This is a genomic window from Leptospirales bacterium (assembly GCA_019694655.1).
Classification (GTDB): domain Bacteria; phylum Spirochaetota; class Leptospiria; order Leptospirales; family Leptonemataceae; genus SSF53.
On the sequence record JAIBBN010000012.1, the window covers coordinates 1 to 24,972 of the forward strand.

The 24,972-nt window shown below is 58.9% G+C and carries 26 protein-coding genes and 1 pseudogene; 20 read left to right on the forward strand and 7 right to left on the reverse strand.

Features of this window, described 5'->3' with window-relative positions; all coding sequences use genetic code 11:
• From K1X75_14220 to K1X75_14255, 8 genes are all read left to right on the forward strand, one after another.
• The coding region (locus tag K1X75_14220) for a hypothetical protein (GenBank protein MBX7059218.1) at positions 1 to 257 on the forward strand (257 nt) is incomplete at its 5' end.
• 249 nt (positions 258 to 506) lie between these two features.
• Positions 507 to 1,004 (forward strand): hypothetical protein, encoded by a 498-nt coding sequence (locus K1X75_14225; protein MBX7059219.1) that lies wholly within the window; start codon positions 507 to 509, stop codon positions 1,002 to 1,004.
• A gap of 55 nt (positions 1,005 to 1,059) precedes the next feature.
• Positions 1,060 to 1,926: an alpha/beta fold hydrolase gene (locus K1X75_14230; protein MBX7059220.1), complete on the forward strand. Its 867-nt coding sequence runs from the start codon at positions 1,060 to 1,062 to the stop codon at positions 1,924 to 1,926.
• Between the two features lie 127 nt (positions 1,927 to 2,053).
• Positions 2,054 to 2,536 carry a hypothetical protein gene (locus K1X75_14235; protein ID MBX7059221.1) on the forward strand — a complete coding sequence of 161 codons (483 nt, stop codon included), beginning with the start codon at positions 2,054 to 2,056 and terminating at the stop codon, positions 2,534 to 2,536.
• 168 nt (positions 2,537 to 2,704) lie between these two features.
• Complete coding sequence (locus K1X75_14240) at positions 2,705 to 3,250, forward strand: hypothetical protein (protein ID MBX7059222.1); 546 nt, start codon at positions 2,705 to 2,707, stop codon at positions 3,248 to 3,250.
• Between the two features lie 62 nt (positions 3,251 to 3,312).
• Positions 3,313 to 3,864: a hypothetical protein gene (locus K1X75_14245; protein ID MBX7059223.1), complete on the forward strand. Its 552-nt coding sequence runs from the start codon at positions 3,313 to 3,315 to the stop codon at positions 3,862 to 3,864.
• Positions 3,865 to 4,090: 226 nt separating this feature from the next.
• Positions 4,091 to 4,357, forward strand: a complete 267-nt coding sequence (locus tag K1X75_14250; protein ID MBX7059224.1) for a hypothetical protein — start codon at positions 4,091 to 4,093, stop codon at positions 4,355 to 4,357.
• A 130-nt stretch (positions 4,358 to 4,487) separates the two neighbouring features.
• A complete protein-coding gene (locus tag K1X75_14255) occupies positions 4,488 to 5,090 on the forward strand; it encodes a hypothetical protein (GenBank protein ID MBX7059225.1) in 603 nt (200 codons plus the stop codon).
• An 87-nt stretch (positions 5,091 to 5,177) separates the two neighbouring features.
• On the opposite strand, the gene katG is transcribed toward K1X75_14255, so the two are convergent.
• Positions 5,178 to 7,355 (reverse strand): catalase/peroxidase HPI, encoded by a 2,178-nt coding sequence (gene katG, locus K1X75_14260; GenBank protein ID MBX7059226.1) that lies wholly within the window; start codon positions 7,353 to 7,355, stop codon positions 5,178 to 5,180.
• Positions 7,356 to 7,509: 154 nt separating this feature from the next.
• On the opposite strand from katG, the gene K1X75_14265 reads away from it, so the two are divergent.
• The 8 genes from K1X75_14265 (at position 7,510) to K1X75_14300 (ending at position 15,701) form a co-directional block, all read left to right on the forward strand.
• The gene (locus K1X75_14265; GenBank protein ID MBX7059227.1) at positions 7,510 to 8,136 is read left to right on the forward strand and encodes a hypothetical protein; all 627 of its coding nucleotides are present in this window, start codon (positions 7,510 to 7,512) and stop codon (positions 8,134 to 8,136) included.
• A gap of 12 nt (positions 8,137 to 8,148) precedes the next feature.
• Complete coding sequence (locus K1X75_14270; protein MBX7059228.1) at positions 8,149 to 9,189, forward strand: adenylate/guanylate cyclase domain-containing protein; 1,041 nt, start codon at positions 8,149 to 8,151, stop codon at positions 9,187 to 9,189.
• A 46-nt stretch (positions 9,190 to 9,235) separates the two neighbouring features.
• Positions 9,236 to 9,859 (forward strand): class I SAM-dependent methyltransferase, encoded by a 624-nt coding sequence (locus K1X75_14275; protein MBX7059229.1) that lies wholly within the window; start codon positions 9,236 to 9,238, stop codon positions 9,857 to 9,859.
• Positions 9,860 to 9,927: 68 nt separating this feature from the next.
• The gene (locus K1X75_14280) at positions 9,928 to 10,386 is read left to right on the forward strand and encodes a transcriptional repressor (protein ID MBX7059230.1); all 459 of its coding nucleotides are present in this window, start codon (positions 9,928 to 9,930) and stop codon (positions 10,384 to 10,386) included.
• 165 nt (positions 10,387 to 10,551) lie between these two features.
• A complete protein-coding gene (locus tag K1X75_14285; GenBank protein ID MBX7059231.1) occupies positions 10,552 to 11,541 on the forward strand; it encodes a TRAP transporter substrate-binding protein in 990 nt (329 codons plus the stop codon).
• Complete coding sequence (locus tag K1X75_14290) at positions 11,538 to 12,104, forward strand: TRAP transporter small permease subunit (GenBank protein MBX7059232.1); 567 nt, start codon at positions 11,538 to 11,540, stop codon at positions 12,102 to 12,104. Before K1X75_14285 ends, K1X75_14290 begins: the two co-directional genes overlap by 4 nt.
• Before the next feature lie 162 nt (positions 12,105 to 12,266).
• On the forward strand, positions 12,267 to 14,180 hold the full coding sequence (locus K1X75_14295; GenBank protein MBX7059233.1) for a hypothetical protein: 1,914 nt from the start codon (positions 12,267 to 12,269) through the stop codon (positions 14,178 to 14,180).
• Positions 14,181 to 14,222: 42 nt separating this feature from the next.
• Positions 14,223 to 15,701, forward strand: a complete 1,479-nt coding sequence (locus tag K1X75_14300; GenBank protein ID MBX7059234.1) for a TRAP transporter large permease subunit — start codon at positions 14,223 to 14,225, stop codon at positions 15,699 to 15,701.
• A 7-nt stretch (positions 15,702 to 15,708) separates the two neighbouring features.
• On the opposite strand, the gene K1X75_14305 is transcribed toward K1X75_14300, so the two are convergent.
• The 3 genes from K1X75_14305 to K1X75_14315 form a co-directional block, all read right to left on the reverse strand.
• The gene (locus tag K1X75_14305; protein MBX7059235.1) at positions 15,709 to 16,395 is read right to left on the reverse strand and encodes a hypothetical protein; all 687 of its coding nucleotides are present in this window, start codon (positions 16,393 to 16,395) and stop codon (positions 15,709 to 15,711) included.
• Positions 16,396 to 16,436: 41 nt separating this feature from the next.
• Positions 16,437 to 16,934, reverse strand: a complete 498-nt coding sequence (locus K1X75_14310; GenBank protein ID MBX7059236.1) for a YaaR family protein — start codon at positions 16,932 to 16,934, stop codon at positions 16,437 to 16,439.
• A gap of 70 nt (positions 16,935 to 17,004) precedes the next feature.
• Positions 17,005 to 18,159, reverse strand: coding sequence for an amidohydrolase (locus tag K1X75_14315; GenBank protein MBX7059237.1), 1,155 nt, complete (start codon positions 18,157 to 18,159; stop codon positions 17,005 to 17,007).
• A gap of 118 nt (positions 18,160 to 18,277) precedes the next feature.
• On the opposite strand from K1X75_14315, the gene K1X75_14320 reads away from it, so the two are divergent.
• Positions 18,278 to 20,035: a GMC family oxidoreductase gene (locus tag K1X75_14320; GenBank protein ID MBX7059238.1), complete on the forward strand. Its 1,758-nt coding sequence runs from the start codon at positions 18,278 to 18,280 to the stop codon at positions 20,033 to 20,035.
• On the opposite strand, the gene K1X75_14325 is transcribed toward K1X75_14320, so the two are convergent.
• Both K1X75_14325 and K1X75_14330 read right to left on the reverse strand, forming a co-directional pair.
• Positions 20,004 to 20,729, reverse strand: a complete 726-nt coding sequence (locus K1X75_14325) for a type I 3-dehydroquinate dehydratase (protein MBX7059239.1) — start codon at positions 20,727 to 20,729, stop codon at positions 20,004 to 20,006. The genes K1X75_14320 and K1X75_14325 overlap by 32 nt on opposite strands.
• 75 nt (positions 20,730 to 20,804) lie before the next feature.
• Positions 20,805 to 21,326, reverse strand: coding sequence for an OmpA family protein (locus K1X75_14330; protein MBX7059240.1), 522 nt, complete (start codon positions 21,324 to 21,326; stop codon positions 20,805 to 20,807).
• A gap of 222 nt (positions 21,327 to 21,548) precedes the next feature.
• On the opposite strand from K1X75_14330, the gene K1X75_14335 reads away from it, so the two are divergent.
• Complete coding sequence (locus tag K1X75_14335; GenBank protein ID MBX7059241.1) at positions 21,549 to 22,496, forward strand: RluA family pseudouridine synthase; 948 nt, start codon at positions 21,549 to 21,551, stop codon at positions 22,494 to 22,496.
• 516 nt (positions 22,497 to 23,012) lie between these two features.
• On the opposite strand, the gene K1X75_14340 is transcribed toward K1X75_14335, so the two are convergent.
• Entirely contained in the window at positions 23,013 to 23,165 is a 153-nt protein-coding gene (locus tag K1X75_14340) for a hypothetical protein (protein ID MBX7059242.1), read from the reverse strand.
• A 32-nt stretch (positions 23,166 to 23,197) separates the two neighbouring features.
• Between K1X75_14340 and K1X75_14345 the strand changes: the two genes are divergently transcribed.
• On the forward strand, positions 23,198 to 23,671 hold the full coding sequence (locus tag K1X75_14345) for a hypothetical protein (GenBank protein ID MBX7059243.1): 474 nt from the start codon (positions 23,198 to 23,200) through the stop codon (positions 23,669 to 23,671).
• Between the two features lie 258 nt (positions 23,672 to 23,929).
• Positions 23,930 to 24,909 (forward strand): annotated as a pseudogene (gene lpxC, locus K1X75_14350) (UDP-3-O-acyl-N-acetylglucosamine deacetylase).
• The last annotated feature ends 63 nt before the right edge of the window (positions 24,910 to 24,972 follow it).

Consider the following 24,972-nt stretch of genomic DNA (forward strand, 5'->3'; position numbering starts at 1 on the left):
TGCTCTTGCTTGTAACCGCCTGCCATTCCAAAGCAGACTACTACGACGGTCACACCAGAATCGATATCAAATTTTCCTGCGGCCATTGTCGCACCGAGCGCAATTACTGGATCGACGCCTGCCTGTTCATGACAATGGCTGCGAAGCCATCGCCAGAAAACGAATCGATTGAGTATGCGTGTTTTGAGTACGCCCTCGGCCGTGATGACTATTACTACTACAAACCAGGCAAGGGTCGCGTCGATTTTGTAGATTGAGCTATTGACTGGGGCCTTGTTCCAGCTTGACTTTGCGCTCGACTTTGCGAAGCCGCGGCGCCTGGTTGGCTGCCACGGTATGCTGCCGCACCGTCCTGGAGAGCTTTTCAGATGAGAGTATCCCCTCGTAGCCGATTTCAGAAACTCCTTCCTGTCGTGGCGTCTCCTGTTTTTGCATTTGTTTCCGCCTGTGCGCTTCCGTCGCAAGCGACGATCTCAGTTGCGGATTCCGCAGCCACGATTCTTGTCATGAATCAGACGCCCTGTCCCAACTACGCGATGCCGCTTCCCGAAGGGTGGCAACACGCCCTCAATCCGCTGGAGGGAATTTCCCTGGTTCTCTGGCCAAAAAGCGCCGGTTTTCAGAATGCAGATCGAAGGATCTTTGTAATCATCCGCCCCTCAACCGAAACTCCGGCTGAATTTCAGCGAGCCGATGCCGAGCAGCATCGCAGCGCGGGACGTATTGTCGAAGTTTTGAAGACGGAATCGATCTCCAGCGCGACGATGGGTCCGCTGGTCCAATCGGCTTTATTGCAACAAGTCCGCATTCACACGGCGCAGCAGGAATCGTTCGACCAGATGATCACGCTTTCCGTCAAAGGCGCCGGCGCCAGCAGCTATATCTTCAACACCTGGCTGGCCTGTGAAACGCGGCAATGTTTTGACCAATGGGCGGAGAGGCACAAGACGGCGATTGCCGGCCGTTTCGTTGTGTTTCAGGGCGCGGCGCCCGGCGCGCTTTGACTTTTTCTGGGAGCAATTTGACAGAGTGCGACGGCCGAGGAGCCTCCGAACAAAGATGACAGTCTTTCCAGAAGATCGCTATATACAGGTCGGCGATATCAAGACCCGTTACTGGAGCAAGGGCCGTCGCGGCGCGCCCGTACTACTGATCCACGGCATCGGCGGCTATGTGGAATCCTGGACGCCGACTTTTGAAGCGCTGGCTTTGCATCACAGAGTTCTCGCCGTCGATCTGCCTGGCCATGGCCGAACGGACAAGCCGCTCGATCTGCCCTACACCATCGAATATCTGGCCGGTTTCGTTGCCGAATTCATGGACGCGCTCAAGTTGCGCAAGGCGCATATCGTCGGTCATTCGCTGGGCGGCGCCATCAGCACCCGCCTCACTTTGCGTCATCCGCATCTGGTAGATCGACTTGCTCTGGTCGGCAGCGCGGGCCTCGGCAAAGAGGGCAGTATCTTTTTGCGTCTGGCGACCATCCCTGGCCTTGGCGAACTCTTTACGCGCCCTTCGCTGGCCGGTTCGCGGACGGCCATTCGCATGGGCATGCACGAGGGAACTACAATTACCGAGGAGATGATCCAGATTGATTTTGCTATGAACTCCATACCTGGGGCGCAGCAGGCCTTCCTCCGGACGCTGCGCGCCAACGTGCAACTGTCCGGTCAGAAGGAAAGTATGTATGTTCCAAATACCGAGGAGCTGCCGACCATCCGCCGGCCGCTGCTGGCGATCTGGGGAAAGCAGGATCACGTTATTCCGGCCGATCATGCCAGCGTCGTGGCAAAGGCCCTGCCCGGGGCCAAATTGCATCTGATGGACCGCTGCGGACATCTTCCGATGTTTGAACACACTGAAGAATTTAACAGAACACTGCTCGCTTTTCTTGAGGGCCAAGCAGCGCGCTCATTCTGGCGCTGATCTGGCTGACGCGGCCGCCGTCAAAGGACGACGGGCGCCACGCATAGGCTGCAATACGTGGCGCGCGGAGGGCGGCGGTACAGGCAAAGTCGAATGACGCCACAAACAGCCAATGCACTTCTGCCAGATGAAACTACGGGTCCTCCCTGCTTCCATCTTTGCTTTTGGGCTGGCCTGTTCGTCGACGCCAATGCAGACCAGGGGCGCAATTGCTGTAGGCGATCCTTTGCCTGCGCTGCAGATCAATGACCAGCATGACCGCGCCTGGAATTCCGGCCTTGTCCTGAAACTTCTGCTCTTCACCGCCACGCGCAAAGGCGGCGAAGTGGTTCATGAAGTATTTCAAACCAATGGCGCGGAGTTGCTGCAGCAAAAGAACGCCGCCATCGTTGCTGACATCCATCGTATGCCCTTGATCATTACCAGGCTTGTAGCCTTGCCGCGCATGCGCGACTATTCCTATCCGGTGTATCTGATTCGCGACGATTCTGGCGGCGCGGCCTTTCCGCAGCGTTCGGATCAGGTGACGGTTCTGCGATTCGTGAATGGCAGGGTTGCGGCAATTGATTTTGCGGCGGATGCCGAGTCGCTACGAGCGTTGCTCGATTGACCGCAACCCTGCGATTAGAAAGGACCGCGCAAAGCGAACATTCCCAACTTCTGCGTCGTCAAACGAGATCGTTTCCGATCGGCCATGCCTCGTTCTCGGATTGTTCTGATTTGCCTTCTTTGCTGCCTGCAACTGCTGTCTATTTGCAGCTCCTGCTTTTCGGCCGCATTGCGCCGTAGGCTGGATGATCGACCGGCGCTTGCCGATCTTGATTCGGCCTGCGGGGACTTTGCCCGCGGCATCGATCCTTACGACCGACGCGCAGCCTGGGGCCCGACGGGGCTGATCGCCGCCATCGTTGGCGTTCTTAGTCTCGACGCTTATGCGATATACGCCCTGGCCATGAGCAATCCCTGGTACGGTTTTGCCTATTTTGGCTTCGGCTACGCCGGCGCCGCCTACGAAACATTTCCGCCCTTTCCCCTGGGCGGCTGGTGCGGTTCGCCCGTTACGCCCGAAGATCCGCCTGCCGAATTTTTCTACTTTCTGGTTCCAGGCGGCGAAACGCCCGCCGTCTGCCAGCTTGATGCGCCGCTTCAGCGACAATTGCTTGCCCAGCTTGAACTTGGTCCGAGGTCCGGCGACGATCAAGAAATCGATCGCTACATGGTTCAAAGCCGTATTGAGTTTGTTTCTTTACTGGCCGCAAACGGCCGCGATTGTGTTCTTGCTGTCCGCGCGCCGCCGGAGATACGCAACCTTCAACAAGAGTAACTGCTGCGCTGCATTGTTAGCGCTTGCAGGCTGCTGCCGCTGGCGCAACATTCAACATAGCAATGAGCAGCGAATTTGATTCCGGGGAATCGCCCTATCGTCCCGGCGCCGTGCAAAGCGTTGGTGCGGCGACCGTAAGTAATTCAACCAGGATGTTCCTCATCGTGAGCTGGACAGTTCTTGGCTGGATCCAAACCATTCCCTATATCAACCTGTGGTCTCGTTTGCACAACCGCTTCTGGATAGGCTCAATATCTCAAATTTTGCAAATGAATCCCTGGCTTACGAGCCACCTTTTCCTTGCGCTATTCGTATGCATTTCCGCTGCATTGTGGGCCCTTCGCCGCTCGGCTACCTATATCTTTCTGGGCGTCGCCCTGGCAGGGGCCTTTGGCGCCGGCGCGATTGCGTTGTTTCAAGATATGCGACGCTGGCCGCTGGTTGCGCTCTGTACTGGATTACTGGCTGTCGGCGCCTTACTGGAGTGGCGCAGCAAGCGGCGCGCAGCGCATTCCTCGGGCGGCGACTGGAACCGGGAGCGGTCGGGCCAGGCAGCGGCTGGCGGAGGTGCAAATAGTGCTGGAACAGAGCAAGGCAGACCCCAAATGAAGTAAGGTTGTGCCAACAGGTATTACTATGAAAATTGCCGCTCCAATTCCTGCAATTATTGCTGCTGCATTACTATCTCCGGCCTCCTGTGCATTGGTTACGGCAGATGCGCCGCAGCCGTCCGCACCGCTTTCTGTAGCAGCGTCCGCCTGCTCGAGATTTCGAACCGGCCACTTTGAAAACGTATGCTCCGACTTTCGATCCAGCTTTGTTCGCTATGCTGGGTACGAAATGCACCGTTTCCAGGAGTCCTACTATGTCCGCGAGCGGATTCACTGGATCTCGGACTGCGATTACGACCTGATCCTGGAGGATAGCAATTTTCCCGGCCTCGCCCCTCAACATCAAATCGGCCGGACCACTCATCAGCGCATCACAAATCCAGGCGCTGACCAATATGAGGAAGCGCATATTACTCCGCTGGGAGCAGAACCCACCGGTTGTGTGGAGATACTGATTCGCCCGTTAACGGAAGAAGAGCAGCGAGCGCAGACTTGATCGCCGATCCGGCGCCCGGGATGTAGATAAGAAGGTTCGAATCTGAGCTGAATGCGCCAGTGGGCGCCTGGATTCCAGGAACCTAATACTGCTTGAATTCTCAAATGTTCGGTCGCTATGAAGCATTGAGATGAAATCCAGCCTGTTTCCTGCCGCCTTAGTCGTCGTTTTTCTGGCAGCCTGCGCTGCCACCTTCTCCGGCGGCGAGCTGACAAACATTGTTTCAGAGGACGCGTCGCCTTTGGCCGAGGGACCGCGTCCCCTTGCTCTGCAGCTGCAAGTCTGGAACCGCAACGAGCAGGGACCTTCCGTATACCAGACGCTGCTTGTGCCGGATCTGGAGGCGCTTCTGCGCCATCGCGGCTGGCAGCCGACAGTAATTCAAAAGGTTCCCCCCAGCGGCGATGCCATGGTGCTGAAATACGAAACGGAGTCTACCGGCAAGATCAGCGGATTCTGCATGGTGTCGCTGCATCTCATCAGTCTGACATTGATTCCTGTGCGCAATAGAACCGACCTTTTGCTGGTTGCCGAATATTACCACGATGGCCGGCTGCAAGCACAGCGACGATTTGAGGACCACTATACGACCTGGTTTCATCCGCTGATGTTACTGTATTCGGATGGCCACGATATGCCGGTGACGATCGCACTGACTACAATGCGCAATATGGCGCTGCATTTCCTTGTCGCCTTGTCTGAGAATCAGCCGGACGCCGCCCAGCCGCGCTGAGCTGAGGCGAGTTGCGGCAAAAAAAAAGGGCGAGCAAATCATCTTCGCTCGCCCTCGCGTTTCAAGAGCTGCCTGAGCCCCAAGGACTCAATGTAAATCGAAGCGATCCAGCTCCATCACCTTGTTCCACGCGGCAATGAAGTCTCTTGCAAACTTCTCTCCGGAATCAGCAGCCGCGTAGACCTCGGCCAACGCGCGCAATTCGGAGTTCGATCCGAATACCAGGTCGACGCGAGTGGCCGTCCACTTCACGGCGCCGCTATTGCGATCCACGCCTTCGAATACTTCCTGCTCGTTGGACTTCGCTTTCCAGGCCGTCTTCATGTCCAGCAGGTTGACGAAGAAGTCCTGACTGAGCGTTTCCAGTCGCGACGTGAAGACGCCATGTTTGGAGTCGCCATAGTTTGCGCCCAGCACGCGCAGCCCGCCCACCAGCGCCGTCATCTCCGGCGGCGTCAGCGTCAGCAGCTGCGCCCGGTCGACCAGCAGCTCCTCTGCCGAAACTGCATAGCGTTCTTTGGCGTAGTTGCGAAAGCCATCCGCAATGGGCGCCAGCACGCCAAAGGATTCGACGTCAGTTTGCGCTTGCGAAGCGTCCATGCGACCCGGACGAAAGGGAACGCTCAGCTTGTGCCCGGCTTTGCTTGCCGCCTTCTCCACCGCTGCGCAACCAGCCAGAACAATTAGATCGGCCAGTGAGATTCTCTTTTTTCCGCTTTGCGACGAATTGAACTCCGTCTGGATTTTTTCCAATACGCTCAGCGTCCGGTCAAGTTCCGCCGGTTCATTCGACGGCCAGTCCTTCTGCGGCGCCAGTCGGATGCGTGCGCCATTTGCGCCGCCGCGCATATCCGAACCGCGAAAGGTCGATGCGGAAGCCCAGGCTGTCGCTACCAGACGACCGATGGACAGGCCTGCGCCCAGCGCCTTCGCTTTCAAGGCGTCGATGTCCTTTGCATCGACAAGCTCATGATTTACTTCCGGGATCGGATCCTGCCAGAGCAATGCTTCCGCCGGAACCTCCGGTCCCAGGTAGCGAGCGCGCGGGCCCATATCACGGTGCGTCAGTTTGAACCAGGCGCGGGCGAAAGCCGAAGCAAACCTGTCCGGATTTTCCAGAAAGCTGCGCGAGATCTTCTCATAGGCCGGGTCGACGCGCAGCGCCAGATCGGTGGTCAGCATCGCCGGCACATGACGCTTCGATGGGTCGTGTGCATCCGGTATAGCGCCGGCGCCAGCGCCGCCCTTCGGTACCCACTGATGAGCGCCTGCCGGACTCTTTGTTAACTCCCAATCATACTGAAACAGATTTTCAAAGAAATTGTTGCTCCACTTTGTGGGCGTCGTTGTCCAGGCGAGTTCCAGTCCGCTGGTAATTGTGTCGCCTCCTTTGCCCCTGCCGTGGGAGCTACTCCAGCCCAATCCCTGTTCCTCAATTCCAGCGGCCTCCGGCTCTGGTCCCACGGCGCTGGCCGGACCGGCGCCATGCGACTTCCCAAAACTGTGTCCGCCGGCAATCAAGGCGACGGTCTCTTCATCGTTCATCGCCATGCGCGCAAAGGTTTCACGGATGTCTCTGGCCGCCGCCAGCGGATCGGGATTGCCATTCGGTCCCTCGGGGTTTACGTAGATCAGTCCCATCTGCACCGCTGCCAGCGGATTCTCCAGCTGGCGCTCGCCTTCGTAGCGCTGGTCCTCCAGCCACTTCTTCTCTTTACCCCAGTAAATGTCCTTCAGCGGTTCCCAGATGTCGACGCGGCCGCCGCCAAAGCCGAAAGTTTTGAAACCCATTGTTTCCAGGGCGACATTGCCCGTGAGGATCATCAGATCGGCCCAGGAGATCTTACGTCCGTATTTCTGTTTGATTGGCCACAGCAATCGACGGGCTTTATCAAGGTTCACGTTGTCTGGCCAGCTATTGAGCGGAGCAAAGCGCTGGCTGCCTGTGCCGCCGCCGCCGCGGCCGTCGCCGGTGCGGTAGGTTCCCGCGCTATGCCAGGCCATGCGGATGAAGAGCGGACCATAGTGGCCAAAGTCCGCCGGCCACCAATCCTGCGATTGTGTCATCAACGCCGCGATATCCTTTTTCAGCGCTGCGTAATCCAGACTTTTGAATTCGCGTGCGTAGTCAAAATCGGCCCCCATCGGGTTGGCCTTTTCCGACTGTTGCCGCAGAATATCCAGATTCAAGCGATTGGGCCACCAATCGCGGTTTGAGGTTCCCCCGCCGCCGGTGTGATGGAAGGGGCATTTGCTTTCTGCCATAGCTGTAGCTCCAAATAAGAAGTATTCCGAAATAAGCATAAATCGTATTGAGTGGCGAGCAGAAATCGACCAGGGGAATGGCGGAAGGCCCGGCTCTCCGGCGGAAATAACACTTGCCGGATGCAGGCCGCGAGGCCCCGAATCGAAAGCGCTTATGCCTCAACCTGCTGCGGGGACGCCATCCCTGCTTCTGTTCCGCCGCCCGACCTGGGGATGGCTGTTAATTTCCTTCTTTTCCCTGCACTGCGCTACGCCGCAAACGACGGTACACGCCCTGGGACGCCAACCGCCGCTTTGCGCCGATCAGGATACAGTTCAGCAGAGCCTGGTATTCTGGGGGAGCGCCTGGCGCGCGAATCAGAAGGAGCCGACGCTGCGCGAGGAGATTGCGCGCAAGGCCATCAGCGCCTATTTTGGGGGGCGCAGCTGCCTTCACGCCGTCGGGATTGTAGAAAACGTCAGCGAGCGCTCGGCGCTTGAACTTTCCGATGCTGAACTCCTACTGCAGGCCCGATCCTATGGTCGGCCCATCGATCAAATTGTTGTCCTGCGTATAGAAGAGCTTGGACCGATCCTGATCCTGCGTCCCTGTCTGCTGTCCTGGGAAGGCGGAAGCGATCTTCGACTGCGAGTGCGGACGATCGATGTGCAGTCGGAGCGCTTGACCTCCGATATCTCCTATGATCGCCGAGAATCAGGAACATATGTAGTGCGCGGCGTCGGCCCGCTTGCCGAGCAACTCGAGCTTGGCCTGCAGGAAGTTTTCGAAGGGACCCGCTGAGAAAGGCAGGGAATGTCATCCACGATCAGAATTGAACGCAAGATTCGCAGCAAGACTCTGCGCACAGCATTGAATGCTTCGCTGTTCAGCGGAATTGTCAGCGCGGTGGTCAGCGCCGCGGCTACCGCCATCGCCTACCCCGATCTGCCGCTGCTGGAGTCGGCGCCGCTGGGAGCGCTTTCCGGGTTGGTAATCGGTTCGTTGATTCCGGCCACGCTGTTCTTGCTCAATTTTACTCTGGTCAATCCCGCGCATTTTCGCAAGATGCCGTACTACGCCTTTCTGTTGCTCAGCGGCGGCCTGCTGATCGCTGTTACCATGGCCGTCTACTTTCTGGTAGGCTCCGTGGTTTTCCCGGATCGATTGCTGGATTCGTCGCAACTGGCTCTGGCCTTTGGTCTCTCTGGATTTCTCGCGGTTACCATGTCGCTCTCCAGCGTCGTGCGCAGCCTGGCAGGACCTGGCGTAGTGGGGGCCATCGTCTCCGGTCGCTACCACCAGGCATTTGAAACCGAGTGCGCATTCCTCTTCATCGACCTCAGCTCCTCCACTGGCATTGCCGAACGTCTGGGATCAGCGCGTTTCTTCAGGATGATCAATGAATTCCACGCCATTGTTGATTCGTGTTGTCTCTACTATGACGGAACGCTTTACAAATACCTCGGCGATGGCGCCATTCTGGTCTGGACTGCCGACAGATGTTCACGGGCGCTGCAATGCGTGGAAGAGATCGCTTTGCAGTTGGAGCTTCGCGCCGAAGAGTTTAACCGTGAATACGGAACGCCGGCAAACTTTACCGCCGGTCTGCATTGCGGCAAGGTCATAACCGGAGAAATCGGCGACCAGCGCCGCGAAATCGGCTACTGGGGGGATACGGTCAATGCCGCCGCGCGCATCCAGTCGGCCTGCAAGGAATACAAGACTACCTTCTTGATTTCCGCCGATGCCGTTGCCAGGCTTGCAGAGTCGGAACGTCCACGCTGTCGCAGCGTGGGCCTTGCCAGCCTGCGCGGCAAGACCCAATCGCTGGAGCTCTTTCGCGCTCTGGATTGAGCTGTTGCAAAGCTTGCGACCAGACCGCCTTCCGTGAAAATCGGCTATGGACAAGTCCTGGTTACAGCGCTGGGAGGATCGTTACCGGGATCCACAATTTGCTTTTGGCAAAGAACCGAATGACTTTCTTTGCCAGCAGCTGCCGCAGCTCGCTCCGGGCCGGATTCTGCTGCCGGCCGACGGCGAAGGCCGCAATGGAGTCTATGCGGCAGGCCTTGGCTGGCAGGTTTATTCTTTTGATATTAGCAGCGAGGGTCAAAAGAAGGCGCTGCAGCTGGCGGCTGAAAAGCAGGTTGTCATCGACTTTCAGGTCGGGGAGTTTTCCGCGCTATCCTATGCGCCCGCATCCTTCGATGCTATGGCCTTGATTTATGCCCATTTTCCAGCGGCTATTCGCGCCGAACTGCATCGCCAGCTGGCAGCCGCACTGCGCCCTGGCGGACATCTGATTCTCGAGGCCTTCAGCAAGAACCACCTTCAATACGTCGATCGCAATCCGCGCGTTGGCGGTCCGCGCGAGTTGCCGATGTTATTTTCTGCGGAGGAACTGCGCCAGGAATTTCCTGACTTTGAATTCCTTCGATTGTCTGAAGAGATTCTTACGCTCCGCGAAGGAATCTACCATGATGGGGAAGGCGCCGTACTGAGGCTGCTGGCTCGCAAAAACTGATTGAAGCGGCCCCGGCCAGTAGGCTTCTTTTGAAATACCTCGGGCGTCAGCCGGAATCGATACATCCCATGGAAGCCTTTGCCGAAATCTGTCGAAAGCATGGCGTCAAGGTTACCATGCAGCGAAGGGCTATCTACCAGGCAGTGCAGCAAGAGGGCGATCATCCCACGGTCGACGCCGTTTTCCAGCGCCTGCATGCCGAGCACCCCAGCATCTCGCGCGATACTGTCTACCGCACGCTCTCGCTATTTGAGCGCTGGAAACTGCTGGGATCGGTGCAGGTGGGAGGCGACGGCCTGCGCTACGATCTGAACACCGAACGCCATCATCATTTTGTATGCGATTCTTGCGGCGCGCTTTTCGATTTTCCCTGGAGCGAATTCGATGCGCTGCGTTTGCCGGCCGCCGTCAAACATCTGGGCGCCGCCAGCGAACGGCAGCTGCAGATCCGCGGGACGTGCAAGCGCTGCCAGTCGCGCCCAAAGAATACGCGCCAGAGCAGGGCTGCTCCGCGCTTCTTTCCTTGACCGCCTCCCAGGCGCCGCGGCGCCCTTCGTATCATGCGAAGACGAGAGTTCCTCAGCCGTAGCGCGGCGGCAGCCGCGGGTCTTGCCGGCCTTGGCCTTGCCGGCGCATGTAAATCGGGAAGCGCCGGCGCTGCCTCCCGTTCAGGCAAATCGTATCGTTTGCGGATGGTCACAACCTGGCCTAAGAATTTTCCAGGCCTTGGGGCCGGCGCCAATCGACTGGCGCAATCCATCGAGGAAATGAGCGGCGGCCGTATTCAGGTGCGAGTCTATGCGGCCGGCGAACTGGTGCCTGCCCTCGAGTGCTTTGATGCGGTGGCTAACGGCGTAGCCGATCTGGGGCATGGCGCCGCGTATTACTGGAAGGGAAAAAGCGAGGCGGCGCAGTTCTTTGCGGCCGTGCCCTTTGGACTCAACGCTCAGGAAATGAGCGGCTGGATTCGCTACGGCGGCGGACAGCAATTGTGGGACGAACTCTACGCCCCCTTCAATCTGAAGGCCTTTGCCTGCGGCAATACCGGCGTACAGATGGGAGGCTGGTTTCGCCGCGAGATTCGCTCGCTGTCCGATTGGCGCGGGCTCAAGATGCGCATGCCGGGCCTCGGCGGCGATGTCATTCGCCAGGCTGGCGCGACGGTAGTACAGCTGCCGGGCGGCGAGATTTTCCAGGCCTTGCAGAGCGGCGCCATCGACGCCACCGAATGGGTCGGCCCCTACAACGATCTGGCCTTTGGCTTCTACAAAGCGGCGAAGTATTACTACTGGCCGGGCTGGCACGAGCCGGCCACGGCTATGGAATTGCTAATCAATCGTAAACTATTTGAGGAGCTTTCCGAGCAAGATCAGTCGCTGCTGCGCTACGCTTGCTCGGCCGCCTACGATGACGTGCTTTCAGAGTTTACGGCGCGCAACAACCACGCCCTGACCGAGCTGGTACAAAAACATGGCGTACTGCTGCGCCGTTTCTCTGATGACACCCTGGCGGCCCTGGCGCGCATCAGCGATGAGGTGACCGCGGCAATCGCCGGGAAAGACGCGCTTTCACGCAAAGTTTTCGACTCCTATCGCGCCTTCCGCAAGGACGCCATGGCCTGGGCGCGCATCGGCGAAGAAGGCTATTCTGTGGCGCGTTCCCTGACGGGGTCGCAGCCATGAAGGACTCGTCGCTGAAGCGGCTGCGCTGGCTCATTGCCGGCATTGATGCAGTCAACGTCAACGTTGGACGCGCCGCCGCCTGGCTCTTGCTGGCCATGGCTGTGCTGGTCTTTCTGATCGCTATCCTTCGCTACCTCTTCAATTTTGGCGCCGTATTCTTACAAGAAGCAGCGGTCTATTTGCACGCCGGCGCTTTCATGGTCGCCATAGGCTACGCGCTGCTGCGCGGCGACCATGTTCGCGTCGATATCTTCTATCACGATCGCAGTGTGCGTCACCGCGCGCTGGTCGATTTGCTGGGCGGTCTGTTGTTGCTCCTCCCCATCTGCCTGGTCGCTCTCTACTATTGCGCTCCCTATGTCCTTCAGTCCTGGTTGCGCCTGGAACAGTCACAGGAAAGCGGCGGCATTCCAGCGCTTTTTTTGCTGAAGACCTTTCTGCTTCTGGGACCGGCGCTGCTGCTTTTGCAGGGGATTGCCCAGATCTTGCGCGCCTGGCTGCGCTATGTCAGCGGCGTAGAAGACTCGCAAAGCGAAATGGAAGGCCGCCAAGAGGGTCTGTAACGTTAGTTATCTTTTATTGAATTTTGTTGTTTGAAAATTGTCGCTGTAAATTGTTCGGCAGCGGATTGCCCGCCGGCAATGGCGACGCACTCTCATTTACTCTGAGCATCGGCCCAGAAAAAGGAGATGACTGGACTTTGCTTCCTTGCCACGGGATCGGCCATGAAGTCCTGGATTCGCAAGATCGTACTGGCTCTCGTTCTGTTGCCCCTGGCCTGGCTGCAGGCGCAGCGCATTGTCCTTGATCGTACTGCCGCTACCGTAAACGTACGTGTTAGCGTGCGCGGCGCGTGGGGGCCGGATCAAATCCCGCTGCGTCTGGCTTACGTCGCTGTAAGCTACAGGCCCATGGGCCAGCCGGTCTGCAGCCCGATGCTATTCTTTTCGATCCGAGAGGAGGGCAGTTCCGGATTTGGCTGTCGCAATGGCCAGCGCGACAGTCGCGCCGCTTTGCAGACTGATATCGAAACCTCAGGCAATCGCGGCCTGGAAGCAAGGTTGATGGTTCCGATGACGCCGTCCGGCCCTGCCATGGCCCAGATTCCAGAGGATAGCGCCTTCATCCCTCAACAACTTGGGACGCTGCAGGTGCTGCGCGGCCTGCGGGTCCCAGGTGCGCCCGGATCGCGCACGCCCCCCGAAGGGCAGCTCTACTTCAAGCTGAATCCCGACTTCAATGTTGACACGCTCTATGAATTTGCCGGCGAACGACGGGCCGCAACGCTGAATGGCCAGCGCGGCATCGTACTCTTGCAGTATTTTCTGGAAACGCCGGAGCCTCCATCGGGCGGTTCCTGGATGCAATTCTATGATCTGCTGGTGGAGACCGCTGATGCGCGCGGCGCCGCACGCAGCCTGGGTTCCTATTTTGGCTTCGAACATCACAACACGCTTCAGTCGCTAGCCTATGATCGCGAAAACAAACGCTATGTATTTCAAATTTTTGTAAAGACTGGCGTCAGCGACGATCGAATCAACGAGGCCTTGCAGCGATTTCGCTTTGGCTTTGCGCGTAGATCCTGGGGCGGTTACGATGATTCCACTCCCTGCACACGCAGCGAATGTATTCTGGATCCGCTGCGCAGCTTTCAGGCCTCGATGCCTGGACGCCACGGATCGCTCAGCTACCGGATGGACGGACCCCTGGTCTTGCCGGCGCGCCTTTCCTACCGTCTGGCAACCCGCGATCGCCAGGGTCGACCGGTTGATAACAGCGAACTGGAACTGAGAGTGAGGGCAGTGCGCGAGGGAAGCGAGCGCACTGTGGAATCCGTGGCGCAATCGGGTCGCTGGAACCCCTACACCTCAAGAATGCTGGTCGAGCGGCCGGGCGTCTCCTATGGCGAGGTTGGCCCGCTGGCGTCCGAAACTCGCGCGTTGTTGAATCTTGATGATGTCGACGGCGCCCGCTACAATCTACAAGTGCGCGTCGTTTACCGTGGCGTCGAATTTCCAGCAGAAGCTATCGGGCCGGGCAAGCCCATTGAATCAATCACACTCATTGGAACCGTCCCCGGCGCCACCAGCGCCGCTGCGCGACCCAATTCCATTTTCACCGAAGCGCATCCCTACTGGCAGAGCTATCTGGTTGGCAAGGGCTTCAGCGATACCTGGCCGGCCAATCAGAGTTTCGATCACTATCCGCTCTTCGAAGTGCTGTTCAAGAAGCCAGAGGCGCGGCGCGAGACGCTACGCTTTGAACTTGCCCCGGACTCGCTGCCTGGGGTCATTCTCGCCTCGGCCCGGCGGCTTTCGGATAATCGCGTCTTTGAAAGCGTAGCCAGCGGTAATGCTGCATTGCTGAACCTCGAGGATATTCCGGGCGCAAAGTACCAGTTGAGTTTTCGCGTTCGCTATGAGGATCGCGATTATCTGCCTGGCCAGCGCCCCGGCCCGGTGCGTCCAGGCGGCCGATTGCCGCCCGCAGTGTTGTCTATTGAGCGCAACAACAGCGGCCAGCCGGCGCCTGCGACCGATATCAGCTGGCAGGATTTCAGCATTGGCCAGCGGCAAGAGCACAGCTACCGTGTTCGCTTCGTTGCAATGCTGCCAGTCCGTCCGCAACCGCTGCGCTGAGCGCCTTTGTCTTGACGCTGCAGCCAGGCGCCCGCCCTGGGTATGACTCTGTTGCTGCGGCGGCAAGGCGACTCTGGAAGCGCTTGCTTCGCCTTGCTGCGGCGCAAGGCCGGGTCAGTGCATTACACGTTCCTTGACATCCTGTTTCCTGTGGCGCTGTTTCTGGTTGTAATCGCCGCGCTGATGAGCGGTTATCACGTCGCCTTCAGTCTGGCCGGGGTCTCGCTGGCCTTTGCATTTCTGGGCGCTCTGACCGGCCATTTCGATCTGCCGCTGCTGGGCGCTCTGCCGGCGCGACTGTTCGGGATCATGAACAATGATACCCTGATTGCCATTCCCTTATTCGTATTGATGGGAGTGCTGTTGGAAAAATCGCGCATCGCCGAGGAACTCCTCGAAACCATGGCATTGCTTTTTGGCGGTCTGCGCGGCGGACTGGCTATCGCAATCTGTCTGGTTGGCGCGCTGCTGGCGGCGTCGACAGGGATCGTTGGCGCCACGGTAGTCGCCATGGGCCTGATATCGCTGCCAGCGATGTTGCGCTACCGCTACCAGCCGGAACTTGCCGCCGGCATTGTCGCCGCCAGCGGGACGCTTGGACAGATCATTCCGCCCAGCATCGTACTGATTATTCTCGGCGATCAGATCAGCTCCGCCTACCAGCAGGCGCAGCTTTCAATGGGCAATTATTCAGCGCGCACGGTCACTGTGGGCGACTTGTTCCTGGGCTCTCTGGCGCCGGGAATTTTGTTGGTAATCTTCTATATACTATTTGTCGGCTGGAAAGCCTGGCGCCATCCAGAATCCGCGCCGGCCGTGCCGCTTGCGGAGCGCCAGGCTGTTGAGCCGGGCGAGCTTCGCCAAAAAATTATCCATGCTCTGGCGCCGCCGTTGCTTTTGATTCTCGGCGTCCTTGGCTCAATCATTGCCGGCGTGGCCACTGCGACCGAAGCCGCTTCCGTTGGAGTGATGGGCGCCATTGCGCTGAGCGCGGTGCGTCGCCAGATGGACCTGTCGCGACTGCGCAGTTCCCTGGAGGGGGCTCTGCGCATCACTGCCATGGTCTTCATGATCCTGATTGGCGCTTCGCTCTTCTCCCTGGTCTTCCGCGGATTTGAGGGCGATCTGATGGTGGAAACGGCCCTGAGCGCATTGCCTGGCGGTCGCTGGGCGGCGCTGGCGACGGTCATGCTGGTGATCTTCTTGATGGGCTTCTTTCTGGATTTCTTCGAAATTGTCTTTATTGTGATCCCTATCGCCGGACCGATTCTACTCGCGATGGGTTTCGATCCAATCTGGCTGGGCGTTCTGGTCGCGCTGAATCTGCAGACTTCCTTCCTCACTCCTCCCTTTGGATTCGCGCTCTTCTATTTGCGCGGCGTTGCGCCTCCCGAATTGAAAACGGTCCACATCTATCGCGGCGTTGTTCCCTTCATCGGACTGCAGCTGATCGCGCTGCTGATTACCGTAGTCGCTCCCTCGCTGGCGACCTGGCTGCCGCGCTTGATATACGGAGAATGATACTCGGCTATTGTCCGCGGGCCGGTTTCTCAGCGGCGGGTTTTTCGGCCGTCGGATCTGGATTTGGCTGCGCCGTGATCGGAGTCTCCCTTCCGGTATGCGGCGGCCGCGTTCCTCCAGCCTCGGCGCCGGCGTCGCTGGCCGCCGGAACCGCCGGCTTGCTCTGATCCTCTGGCGGCGGCGCCGGAGGAAGCGGACGCTCGGCTGCCGCACGCAGCATGCCGGGCGGCAGAAAACTGACAGTCCAGGCTGCGGCTGATTCCGGCAATGCGGTCAGCTGCAGTCGTCGATTCGGCATGAAGTTGAGGATCAAGCATTCGCCGGCATCGACCCAATCGAGGCGCGCTTGCAGCGGCGTTGGCTTCTCGCGATCCGCCTTGAATTCGCGTGGCGCAACCGATTCCACGCATGCCCAGTACTCCCCACGCACCTGCTGTTTCACTGATAGCTGAATGGCCTGGGCGCCGCTTGTGCCGTACTGACGCGCCAGCAGCACGTTATCTGCTTCCACCTGCAAGTAGAGGCCGCCGTCTTCTTGCAGCCAGGCGCCGCGCGGAATACGATAGAAGAGGGGGATCGTCGGCGCGCTATTCTGTGCAGAAGCAGCTGCGGCCGGCTCAGCGGCGGCAGGCATTGTCGCAGGGCCCGCTCCGAGCAGCGCCAGGGCGCCGACCAGGGCCAGACGGCCTGGCATGGCGATTCCGGCCGAAGTCGGCGGCTCAGACCGCAAGAGTCTCATTCACGGACATCGATCAGGATTCCTCTGATTTCTTCCACTGCTTTCAAGATTTGAAAGGCGGAGTTGCCGCGGGAATGGATCAGGTTAGCCATGCGCTGCAGGCGCTCATCGACAAACTCGACGATGCTCAGCTCGACTTCGTCCCCGGAGCGACTGCGCCGCCGAATCTTACGAATGCGTGTGTTGCGCCGCAAGGTTTCGCGAGCAATGGCGGCGACCAGCTGCTTGTAGCGTTGCAGATTTTCATCGCTCTGTTTTTCGATCAGCTGGCGTTCCGCCTCGGGCAACTCGCTCCAGAGTTGCTTCAAATCGCGGGTTTCGCTGCGCTGCGCCGGCATCACTTCTTCCAGAATTTCCTGAAAGGAAGATCCGGAACGAACGCCACTGGCGGCGGTCTGGGCCCCGGTCTGGCTGGCCCCGCTTGCAGCTCCGCCTCCGGTCGCGGCGCCGCGCAAGCGTCTCGAGTCGCGAGGTCCTATGGCCGGAGACTGCATACCCTGATTCTATCGGATTTTCGCCTGAAAGCCTGAAGGATTATGTCTCTTCAGTCTTGCTGCCTTGCGATCAGGGGCGGCCCAGGCGAGTATGGACTAACTGTAGCCAGTAGCGGATCCCAATTTCGAGGGCCTCGTCATTGAAGTCATAGTGGGGACTGTGCAAGCCGGGCGTGTTTGGTCCGCCGCCGGTTCCAAGCCAGATGTAGCAACCCGGGCGCTGTTGCAAAAAATAGGAGAAGTCCTCGCTGCCCATGCTTGGCGGAGGGTCGAGGATCAAAGCGTCCTTACCGACCGCAGCCTCGGCGGCGCGACGGCAGTGTTCGGTTGCTACGCGATGGTTGATGGTGGCCGGATAGCCGTGAATATAGTTTATGTCGACGCTTGCGCCGTGAGCGCTGCACACCCCTTCGGCGCAGCGTCGGATCTCGGCTTCGATGTGCGTCCGGGTCTCCGCGTTAAGCGTGCGCACTGTGCCCGCCAGAAACATCTCTTCCGGAATGATGTTGTAGGCCTCGCCGGCGCGCAGCTTCGTCACAGAAAGAACTGCGGATTGCAATGGATCCAGTCGGCTGACGATACGCTGCAGGGATAGGCATAGCTCGGCGCCGGCCAGGATTGGATCGATCGCCTGTTGCGGCATGGCGGCGTGTCCGCCTCGGCCGCGGATGGAAATTTCAAAAAAGTCGCAGGCCGCCATCGCCGGCCCGGAGCGCAAGGCGATGACGCCAAGCGGCAGCGCCGGCCAGTTGTGCAGTCCGTAGACCTCTTCGATGGGAAATCGTTCCAGCAGGCCCTCTTGCAACATCGCCTGTCCGCCGCCGCCTCGCTCTTCGGCCGGTTGAAAGATGAAGTAAACGCTGCCCTCAAATGTACGATCGCGCGCCAGCGCTCGCGCTGCACCCAGCAGCATAGCCGTATGACCGTCATGGCCGCAGGCATGCATGCAGCCCTCATGGCGCGATCGATGCGCAAATTGATTGAGCTCCTGCAGAGGCAGAGCATCCATATCGGCGCGCAAAGCAATGGCCGGCCCCCGGCCGCGGTGCAGGACGCCGACGACGCCAGTGGCGGCAATCCCGCCGTGGATCTCTTCGAAGCCAAATTCCAGCAGGCGATCGTTGATAAAACTTGCGGCGCCACGCTCTTCAAAAGCCAGCTCTGGTTGCTGATGCAGATGGCGACGCCAGGTTCGGACGTCGCTGATTTCGATTTCGGCTGGCATGGAGAAAATTCCCTGTTCCGCAATCCGTCTGGCCTGATAGCGGCCCTCGGTCAAGCTGCGCGCTGCGTCGTTCGCGGTCTTTTTGCGCTTGCAGGACCCAGGGGCGCTCAGCCATGGAATGCAGATGAGCGCAGCAGGCAGCAAAGACAGTTTTGATTTCGACTACGTCATCATCGGTTCTGGATTTGGCGGCAGCGTTTCCGCCATGCGGCTGGCCCAGAAGGGCTATTCGGTGGCTGTACTGGAGTCCGGTAAGCGTTGGAATGAGCAAAGCTATCCGAAGACAAACTGGAACATCTTTAAGTCACTGTGGTTTCCGCGAATCTTCTGCTACGGCATCCAGCGCATCAACCTGCTCAACCATGTGATGATCTTGAGCGGCGCCGGCGTGGGCGGCGGAAGTCTGGTTTATGCAAACACGCTCTATGTTCCGAAAAAGCAATTCTTTGCCCATCGGATAGTAAAGGGCATCGGCGGCGACCGGGCATTGATGCCCTTCTTCCAGCTGGCGCAGCGCATGCTTGGCGTGGTCAAGAATCCGCAGCTCTGGGAGGTCGATCAGTTGATGCTTGCTACCGCCCGCGATATCAACTGCGAACAGACCTTCACGCCCACGCCGGTCGGCGTCTACTTTGGAGACAGCGAGCGTGAAAGCGATCCCTACTTTGGCGGCGAAGGTCCGCTGCGGCGCGGTTGCAACTTTTGTGGCGGCTGCATGGTTGGTTGTCGCTACAAAGCCAAGAATACCCTGGACAAGAACTACCTCTACTTTGCTGAAAAGCTGGGCGCGAAAGTTTTTCCTGAGACGCAGGCGGTGGATCTGATCTCCCTCTCCGAGGACGGCAGCGCCGGCTATGAAATTCACACCAGATCGCCGAGCGGGCTTTTTGGCTATCCGCATCGCCGACTGCGCACGCGCGGCGTGGTCTTTTCCGCGGGCGTTCTGGGAACAGTGTCGCTACTGTTGAAGCTCAAGCAAAATGGGCGACTGCCGCGCCTGTCTGCAACGCTGGGCGGTCTGGTGCGCACCAACAGCGAGTCCATCGTCGGCGTCCGCGCCGCGGGGCAAAAAGTTGATTACTCCCATGGAATTGCCATCACTTCCAGTGTACACCCCGATGAACATACGCACATCGAACCGGTGCGCTATTCCGCCGGCTCCGATGTCATGGGCGGGCTATCGACAATTATGACCGACGGCGGCGGCGCCATTCCGCGTCCCATGCGCTTCCTGCTCAATATTTTGCGGCATCCGCTGCTTTTCTTGCGCTCCCTTTCTCCCTTTGGCTTTGCAAAAGAGACGATCATACTGCTTGTAATGCAGACCCTGGACAATTCCATCCGGCTCGAACGGCGCCGGCGCTGGATCTGGCCGTTCACGAAGTCGCTTACCTCTGAGCATGGTCGCGGCGAAAAGATCCCGACCTATATCCCTGCGGCCAATGATTTTGCCCGACGCCTGGCGCAAAAAACGGGCGGCTTCCCGGTCAGCAGCTACAATGAAGTGCTGCTCGACGTGCCGACCACGGCGCACATCCTGGGCGGCGCCTGCATCGGCCAGAACAGCGAGGAAGGCGTCATCGACAGTCAAAACCGCGTGTACGGTTATCAGAATATGCTGGTTTGCGACGGATCAATGATTCCGGCAAATCCTGGCGTAAACCCCAGTCTTTCGATCACGGCCTTTACAGAGCGGGCTATGTCCTTTGTTCCGGTCAAGGACAGCGCGAATTACTTTAAGTTCGAACGAAAGTGGAAAGCGACTCCCGTGCTGGAGGCGAACCTCAAGCGCACGCGGAAAACAGGACAAAAAATCCGCGCCGGAGGCGCTGCAGGCAGCGCGCTCAAGCGTAAGCAGATCGATAAGCGGGGCTGAATTTCAAAAAAAGTTCGTGCAGTTCGCGGACGCTCAATTGACCGGGCGCATTGGGATGGTCGAGGTATCCGTAGCTGATCAGACTGCCAAAAAACGGAGCAGCGACGCGCGATAGCAAGCCGGCCTCGCCCATCGCAATCATGACCAGTCCGCGTTCTTTATGTTTTCCACAGTAGTTCAGGAGCCGCTCCAGTTCCTCGATGTTGCGTGCGCGCACTGCGATCTTGACGATTGCAGCCTGCAGGCGGTCCGCTTCCAGAAGCGTCAGATCCAATTGCGCGTCCGTTGGGGCGCTTTGAAAATCGTGCGTGGAAAGTAAGAGCAGCTTGCGTTGGTCATGAGCCAGCGCCGCCAGTTCGTCGCGTTGCAGAGATTCGAATTCTACATCGATTGCATCGACCAGAGGTGCAAGGCTGTGAAAGGCGGCCAATCGCTGCGAACCATGCCAGGCGTCGCCCTCGCGGATGGTGGCCAGCAAACCAAAGGACTGGCGCAGAAGCGGGTCGAGCCTCGCGGTAAATTCCGCCGCGCCATGCGGACCGCCCTGGAAGCTGTCGGCTCTCAGTTCGAGGAGACTGACCCCCGCCGCACTCAATTGCGACAGCTCCGCAGAGGAAAGCGGTCGTTCAAGGATCGCCGCAATATGCGGGCGCGCTCCCAGCTGCAGCGGACCAAGGCGAATTTCAGGAGGCACAGTCATCGCAACAAACAAAAAGGGCGACCCCTGCGGATCGCCCCTTTGCCATTTCGTTATGAAGTCTGACTTAGATCAGGGCTTCGGAACGATCTGGAAGGTCACACGGCGGTGAACCTGGCTATCGGAAGCAGCTCCCGAAACAGGCTCGTCGTCCGCTACGCCTTTGGCAATCATCTTGTCGGCTGGAACGCCGGCACGTACCAGTGCAGCCATCACGCCGCGGGCGCGCTGTTCGCTGTACCATTCGTTTCCGCGACGGCCATCGCCGGGAGCGGTGCGCGGTCCCGTGCTATCGGTGTGGCCAGTTACTTGAAGAACATAGCCATCGCCCACCTGGCTCAGCGCCTGGTTGATCTGGTCTTTAGCGGTCGTGACCCATGTGTTTACGTCAGATCCGGGTCCGGTGCTCTTGTAGCCGTAGCCAGCCTGATTTGGCGAATAGTTCAGGACGGCCAGAGCGCGGTTGGCGAGGCCCAGTGCGCCACTGCCCAGGTTGCCGCCGCGTGAAGACGAGCTGTCGCCCGAGGATTGGCAAGCGGTGAACATAGCGCCGAGAGCAACGGCTACGCTGACAGTAAGTATCAGCTTTTTCATAATTCGGAGGCTCCTAATTTTGACTCAAGTCGTGGAAGTAGCGGGGAACGGACCAACAAATCCAGGGTATTTCCGGTTGCTCTGGACCAAGCTCCTCGCCTGCAGGCAGCTATATTGGGACGGACCAAATCCGGAAACCCTTTTTTCGCTGCATAGATTCCGGAGCATTTCCCATAAAGAAGCGGACCTCCCGGCGCGCTTTGCAGTCCTAGAGCATCGGTCATGATATTGAGCGGGCAATGGGTGGTGGCAGACGAAGATGAGGGTCTGCGTCTGGATCAGTGGTTGGCATCATGCCTGGGCGACCGAAGCAGTCGCAGCCAGATCCAACGCTGCATCGACCTCGGTCTGGTCAGCGGACCCGGAGAAGTCAAAGCCAGCAGGCAGGTTCGCGCCGGGGAATGCTATGAGCTTGCCAGCGCCCCGCCGGCCATCAGCGAACTGCAGGCCGTGGACCTTGGCCTGCAGTTTGTCTACGAAGACCCTTACCTGGCAGTCCTGCATAAGCCGCCGGGGATTGCTGTGCATCCAGGACCCGGCGATTCGCGCCCCAGTATCGTCCATGGCCTGCTTCACGTCTGGAAGGAACGCTGGAGCGCTGCCTTTGCCGATGCCCCGGAACTTGCGTCGCGCCCGGGCGTTGTGCATCGCCTGGATCGAGACACCGAAGGCTTGCTGGCCGTGGCCCGCGATCCGGTCACACATCGGAAAATGTCGCGCCTCTTTGCCGAGCGGCAAGTGCAGAAAATCTATTTTGCCTGGCTGCTTGCTGCGCCGCAACCCTCAGCGGGTCGCATCGAACTGGCCCTCTCTCGTCGAGCTCATGATCGCCGCGGGATGCGCGTCGATCCGGCGGGAAGGCTGGCCATAACCGAATACAGGGTCCGCGATACAATCGCTTCCCGCCACGGACGAAAGTATTCAGCAGTCGACCTTTCCATTTTGACTGGCCGGACGCATCAGATTCGAGTTCATTTAGCGCACCTGGGCGCGCCGGTGGTTGGCGACCCGATCTACTCGCGCTCGGCGGCGCAGTACGAGCGTTTTGGCATGCTGCTCTTGGCTCGCAAGCTGGCCTTTGAACATCCGCACACCGGCGAGATGCTGCAATTTGAGCTCGCTTTGCCCGAGCGTTTTCTCGAATTCAACCGTAAGGCCGAATATCTCTGAGGTTTCTGTGAAGGTTTGTAGCTACTCAGCAATGCGCGGCCGATTGCCGGCCGCTTTTTCCCGAGTATCACTGTTCCTTTGCATAACCGCCCTATTTTTTAACACATTTTGCAACAGTATCGATTCGTCCTGCAGCAACGCCGATGGCAGCTGCCAGTCTTTGCTGATGGCTTTGAGTTTGCAGCGTTGGCCGACTTGTACTCAAGAAAGCAATCTTCCCTACCCGCTGCAATTGCAGGGTGTCCTATCGGTGGCGGCAGGCGCGCAGGGCATGATTGGCAGTGTCGACGGCATTGGGGCCGCTGCTCGGTTTGGACAACCGCGCGGGCTGGTCAGCGATTGTGAATACGTATATATCTTTGATCAGGGGAACCATAACATTCGGCGCATGGACCTGCGTACTGCTGAGGTCATCACCCTGGCCGGACTGGCCGGTTCGCCAGGCTCGGCCGATGGTTCCGGATCGGTAGCCCGCTTCCAGGGGCTGCGTTCAGGCGTTCCCTTAGGGGCATTCATTTACGTGGCGGACAGCAACAACCAGCTGATTCGGCGCGTGAACAAGTATACCGGAGATACAATCACCGTAGCAGGACAGGCCGGCGTAGCGGGCTCGGCGGATGGCGTCGGCACGGCAGCGACCTTTGCGGCGCCTTCGGCCATTGCTCGCATTGGCGACTCCCTCTACGTGGGAGAGAGCACCAATGCGACGCATTCGCTTGAGCGATTACACAGTTACCACGCTGGCAGGTCAGACGGGGCTCGCTGGAACAACGGATGGAATCGGCCAGGCGGCAACGCTGCCGGCCATAATCGGAATGGGATACGACTTTCGTTACCTGTATCTGCCCGACTCTGGCTCTCAGGTGATTCGACGCGTGGATGTCGTGACGGCGCGCGTGGATACGATTGCCGGCCAGCTGGCAACGACCGGCGCCAATGATGGGCCAGCCTCATCAGCAACCTTCAACAGTCCGCGCGGTGCGGCATCGGATGGTGTGAACGTTTACATTGGCGCTTACAACAACAATCGCATCCGGGTGATCAACACACTGACCTGGCAGGTAAGTTCGCTGGCGACATTTCCCGCTGCAGCGCTGGAGGGAAATCTGGCCATCATTCAAAATGCTATTTTTGCGGCTGATTTTAGCGGGGCCACCATCAAGCGGATCGATTGAGCCATTTGTGTGGCGGCGCCCTTCGGCTGTGGCAAAAATACCACAGCCGTTGCAGGTATACCACAGGGCTTCCGGGCCTGGATCCTGGCCGGCGTCGCCGCGTCGCATTTGGCAATTGTCGTAGAATTGCCTGAATGGGGCTATCGGGGCCAGTTTCGGGGCCGCGGCGATTATTGTACGCTGGCAGCCGCCCTGGCACAACCTTTGCTCTGATAGCCTGCAAGGCACCCGGCCATGGAGACTATGAGCGACCTATCAATGCTTCTTGAGCGGCAGGCGGCAGGCCAGACGAAGGCTGTTTGCCGCCGGCGCACACTCGCGCATACTATCGATCTGAGCGGCGTTGGCTTGCACTCTGGAGAGATCGTGCATCTGCGTTGTGAACCGGCGCCTGCCGGCAGCGGTCTGGTATTCCGGCACAATAAGGCCAGCAACGGTGAAATTCCCGTATCGCCCTTCCACGTTGCAGAAACAGTCAATGCCGTCACTCTGGCCAATCGCAGCTGGCGCGTGCAGACTGTGGAGCATCTGCTGGCCGCACTGGCGGCGCTGCGCATTACGGACCTCTACCTCTTTCTTGATGCGCAGGAAATTCCAATCATGGATGGTTCGGCAGCGGAATTTTATGCCGCCTTTGCCAGCGCCGGGATCGTTGAGCTGGACGAGGAGTTGAGTCCCATCCAGTTGAAAAACCCGGCCTGGGTGGTCGATGGCAACAAATACCTGGTAGCATTGCCGCACGATGGCCTGCGCATCAGTTACACCATCGATTTCAATCATCCTGACTTGCGCGGCCAATCGATGACAATGGATCTGGACGACGAGACAATTGCCCGCGAAATCCTGCCGGCGCGCACTTTTGGCTTTTTGCGTGATGTCGAGGCGCTGAAGGCCAGGGGCCTCATCAAAGGCGCATCCGCGGAAAACGCCGTCGTGCTTACCGATGATGGCTACCTGAATGAGCGTCGTTTCCCGGAAGAATGCGTACGCCACAAAGCCCTGGATCTGATTGGCGATCTATACCTGCTGGCCCGGCCGGTGGAGGCGCATTTCATAGCCCATCGCGCCGGTCATGCTATGGATGTTGCGCTGGCCCGTAAAATCCAGATGCAAGCGGCCATGGACGAGTTGGGCCGTCGTAAACTCGAGCGCCGCTAGTGCGGCGTAGATCCCTTACATTGCACTGCACCATAAGTCGCGGCTGCGTCCCAGAGCTGCGCCAAATAATTTCCAATTGACGCGGCCCCCGCTCCGATGATCAAAAAGGCGTCCGGGGAAAGCTAAGCCCGGACATACTTCGC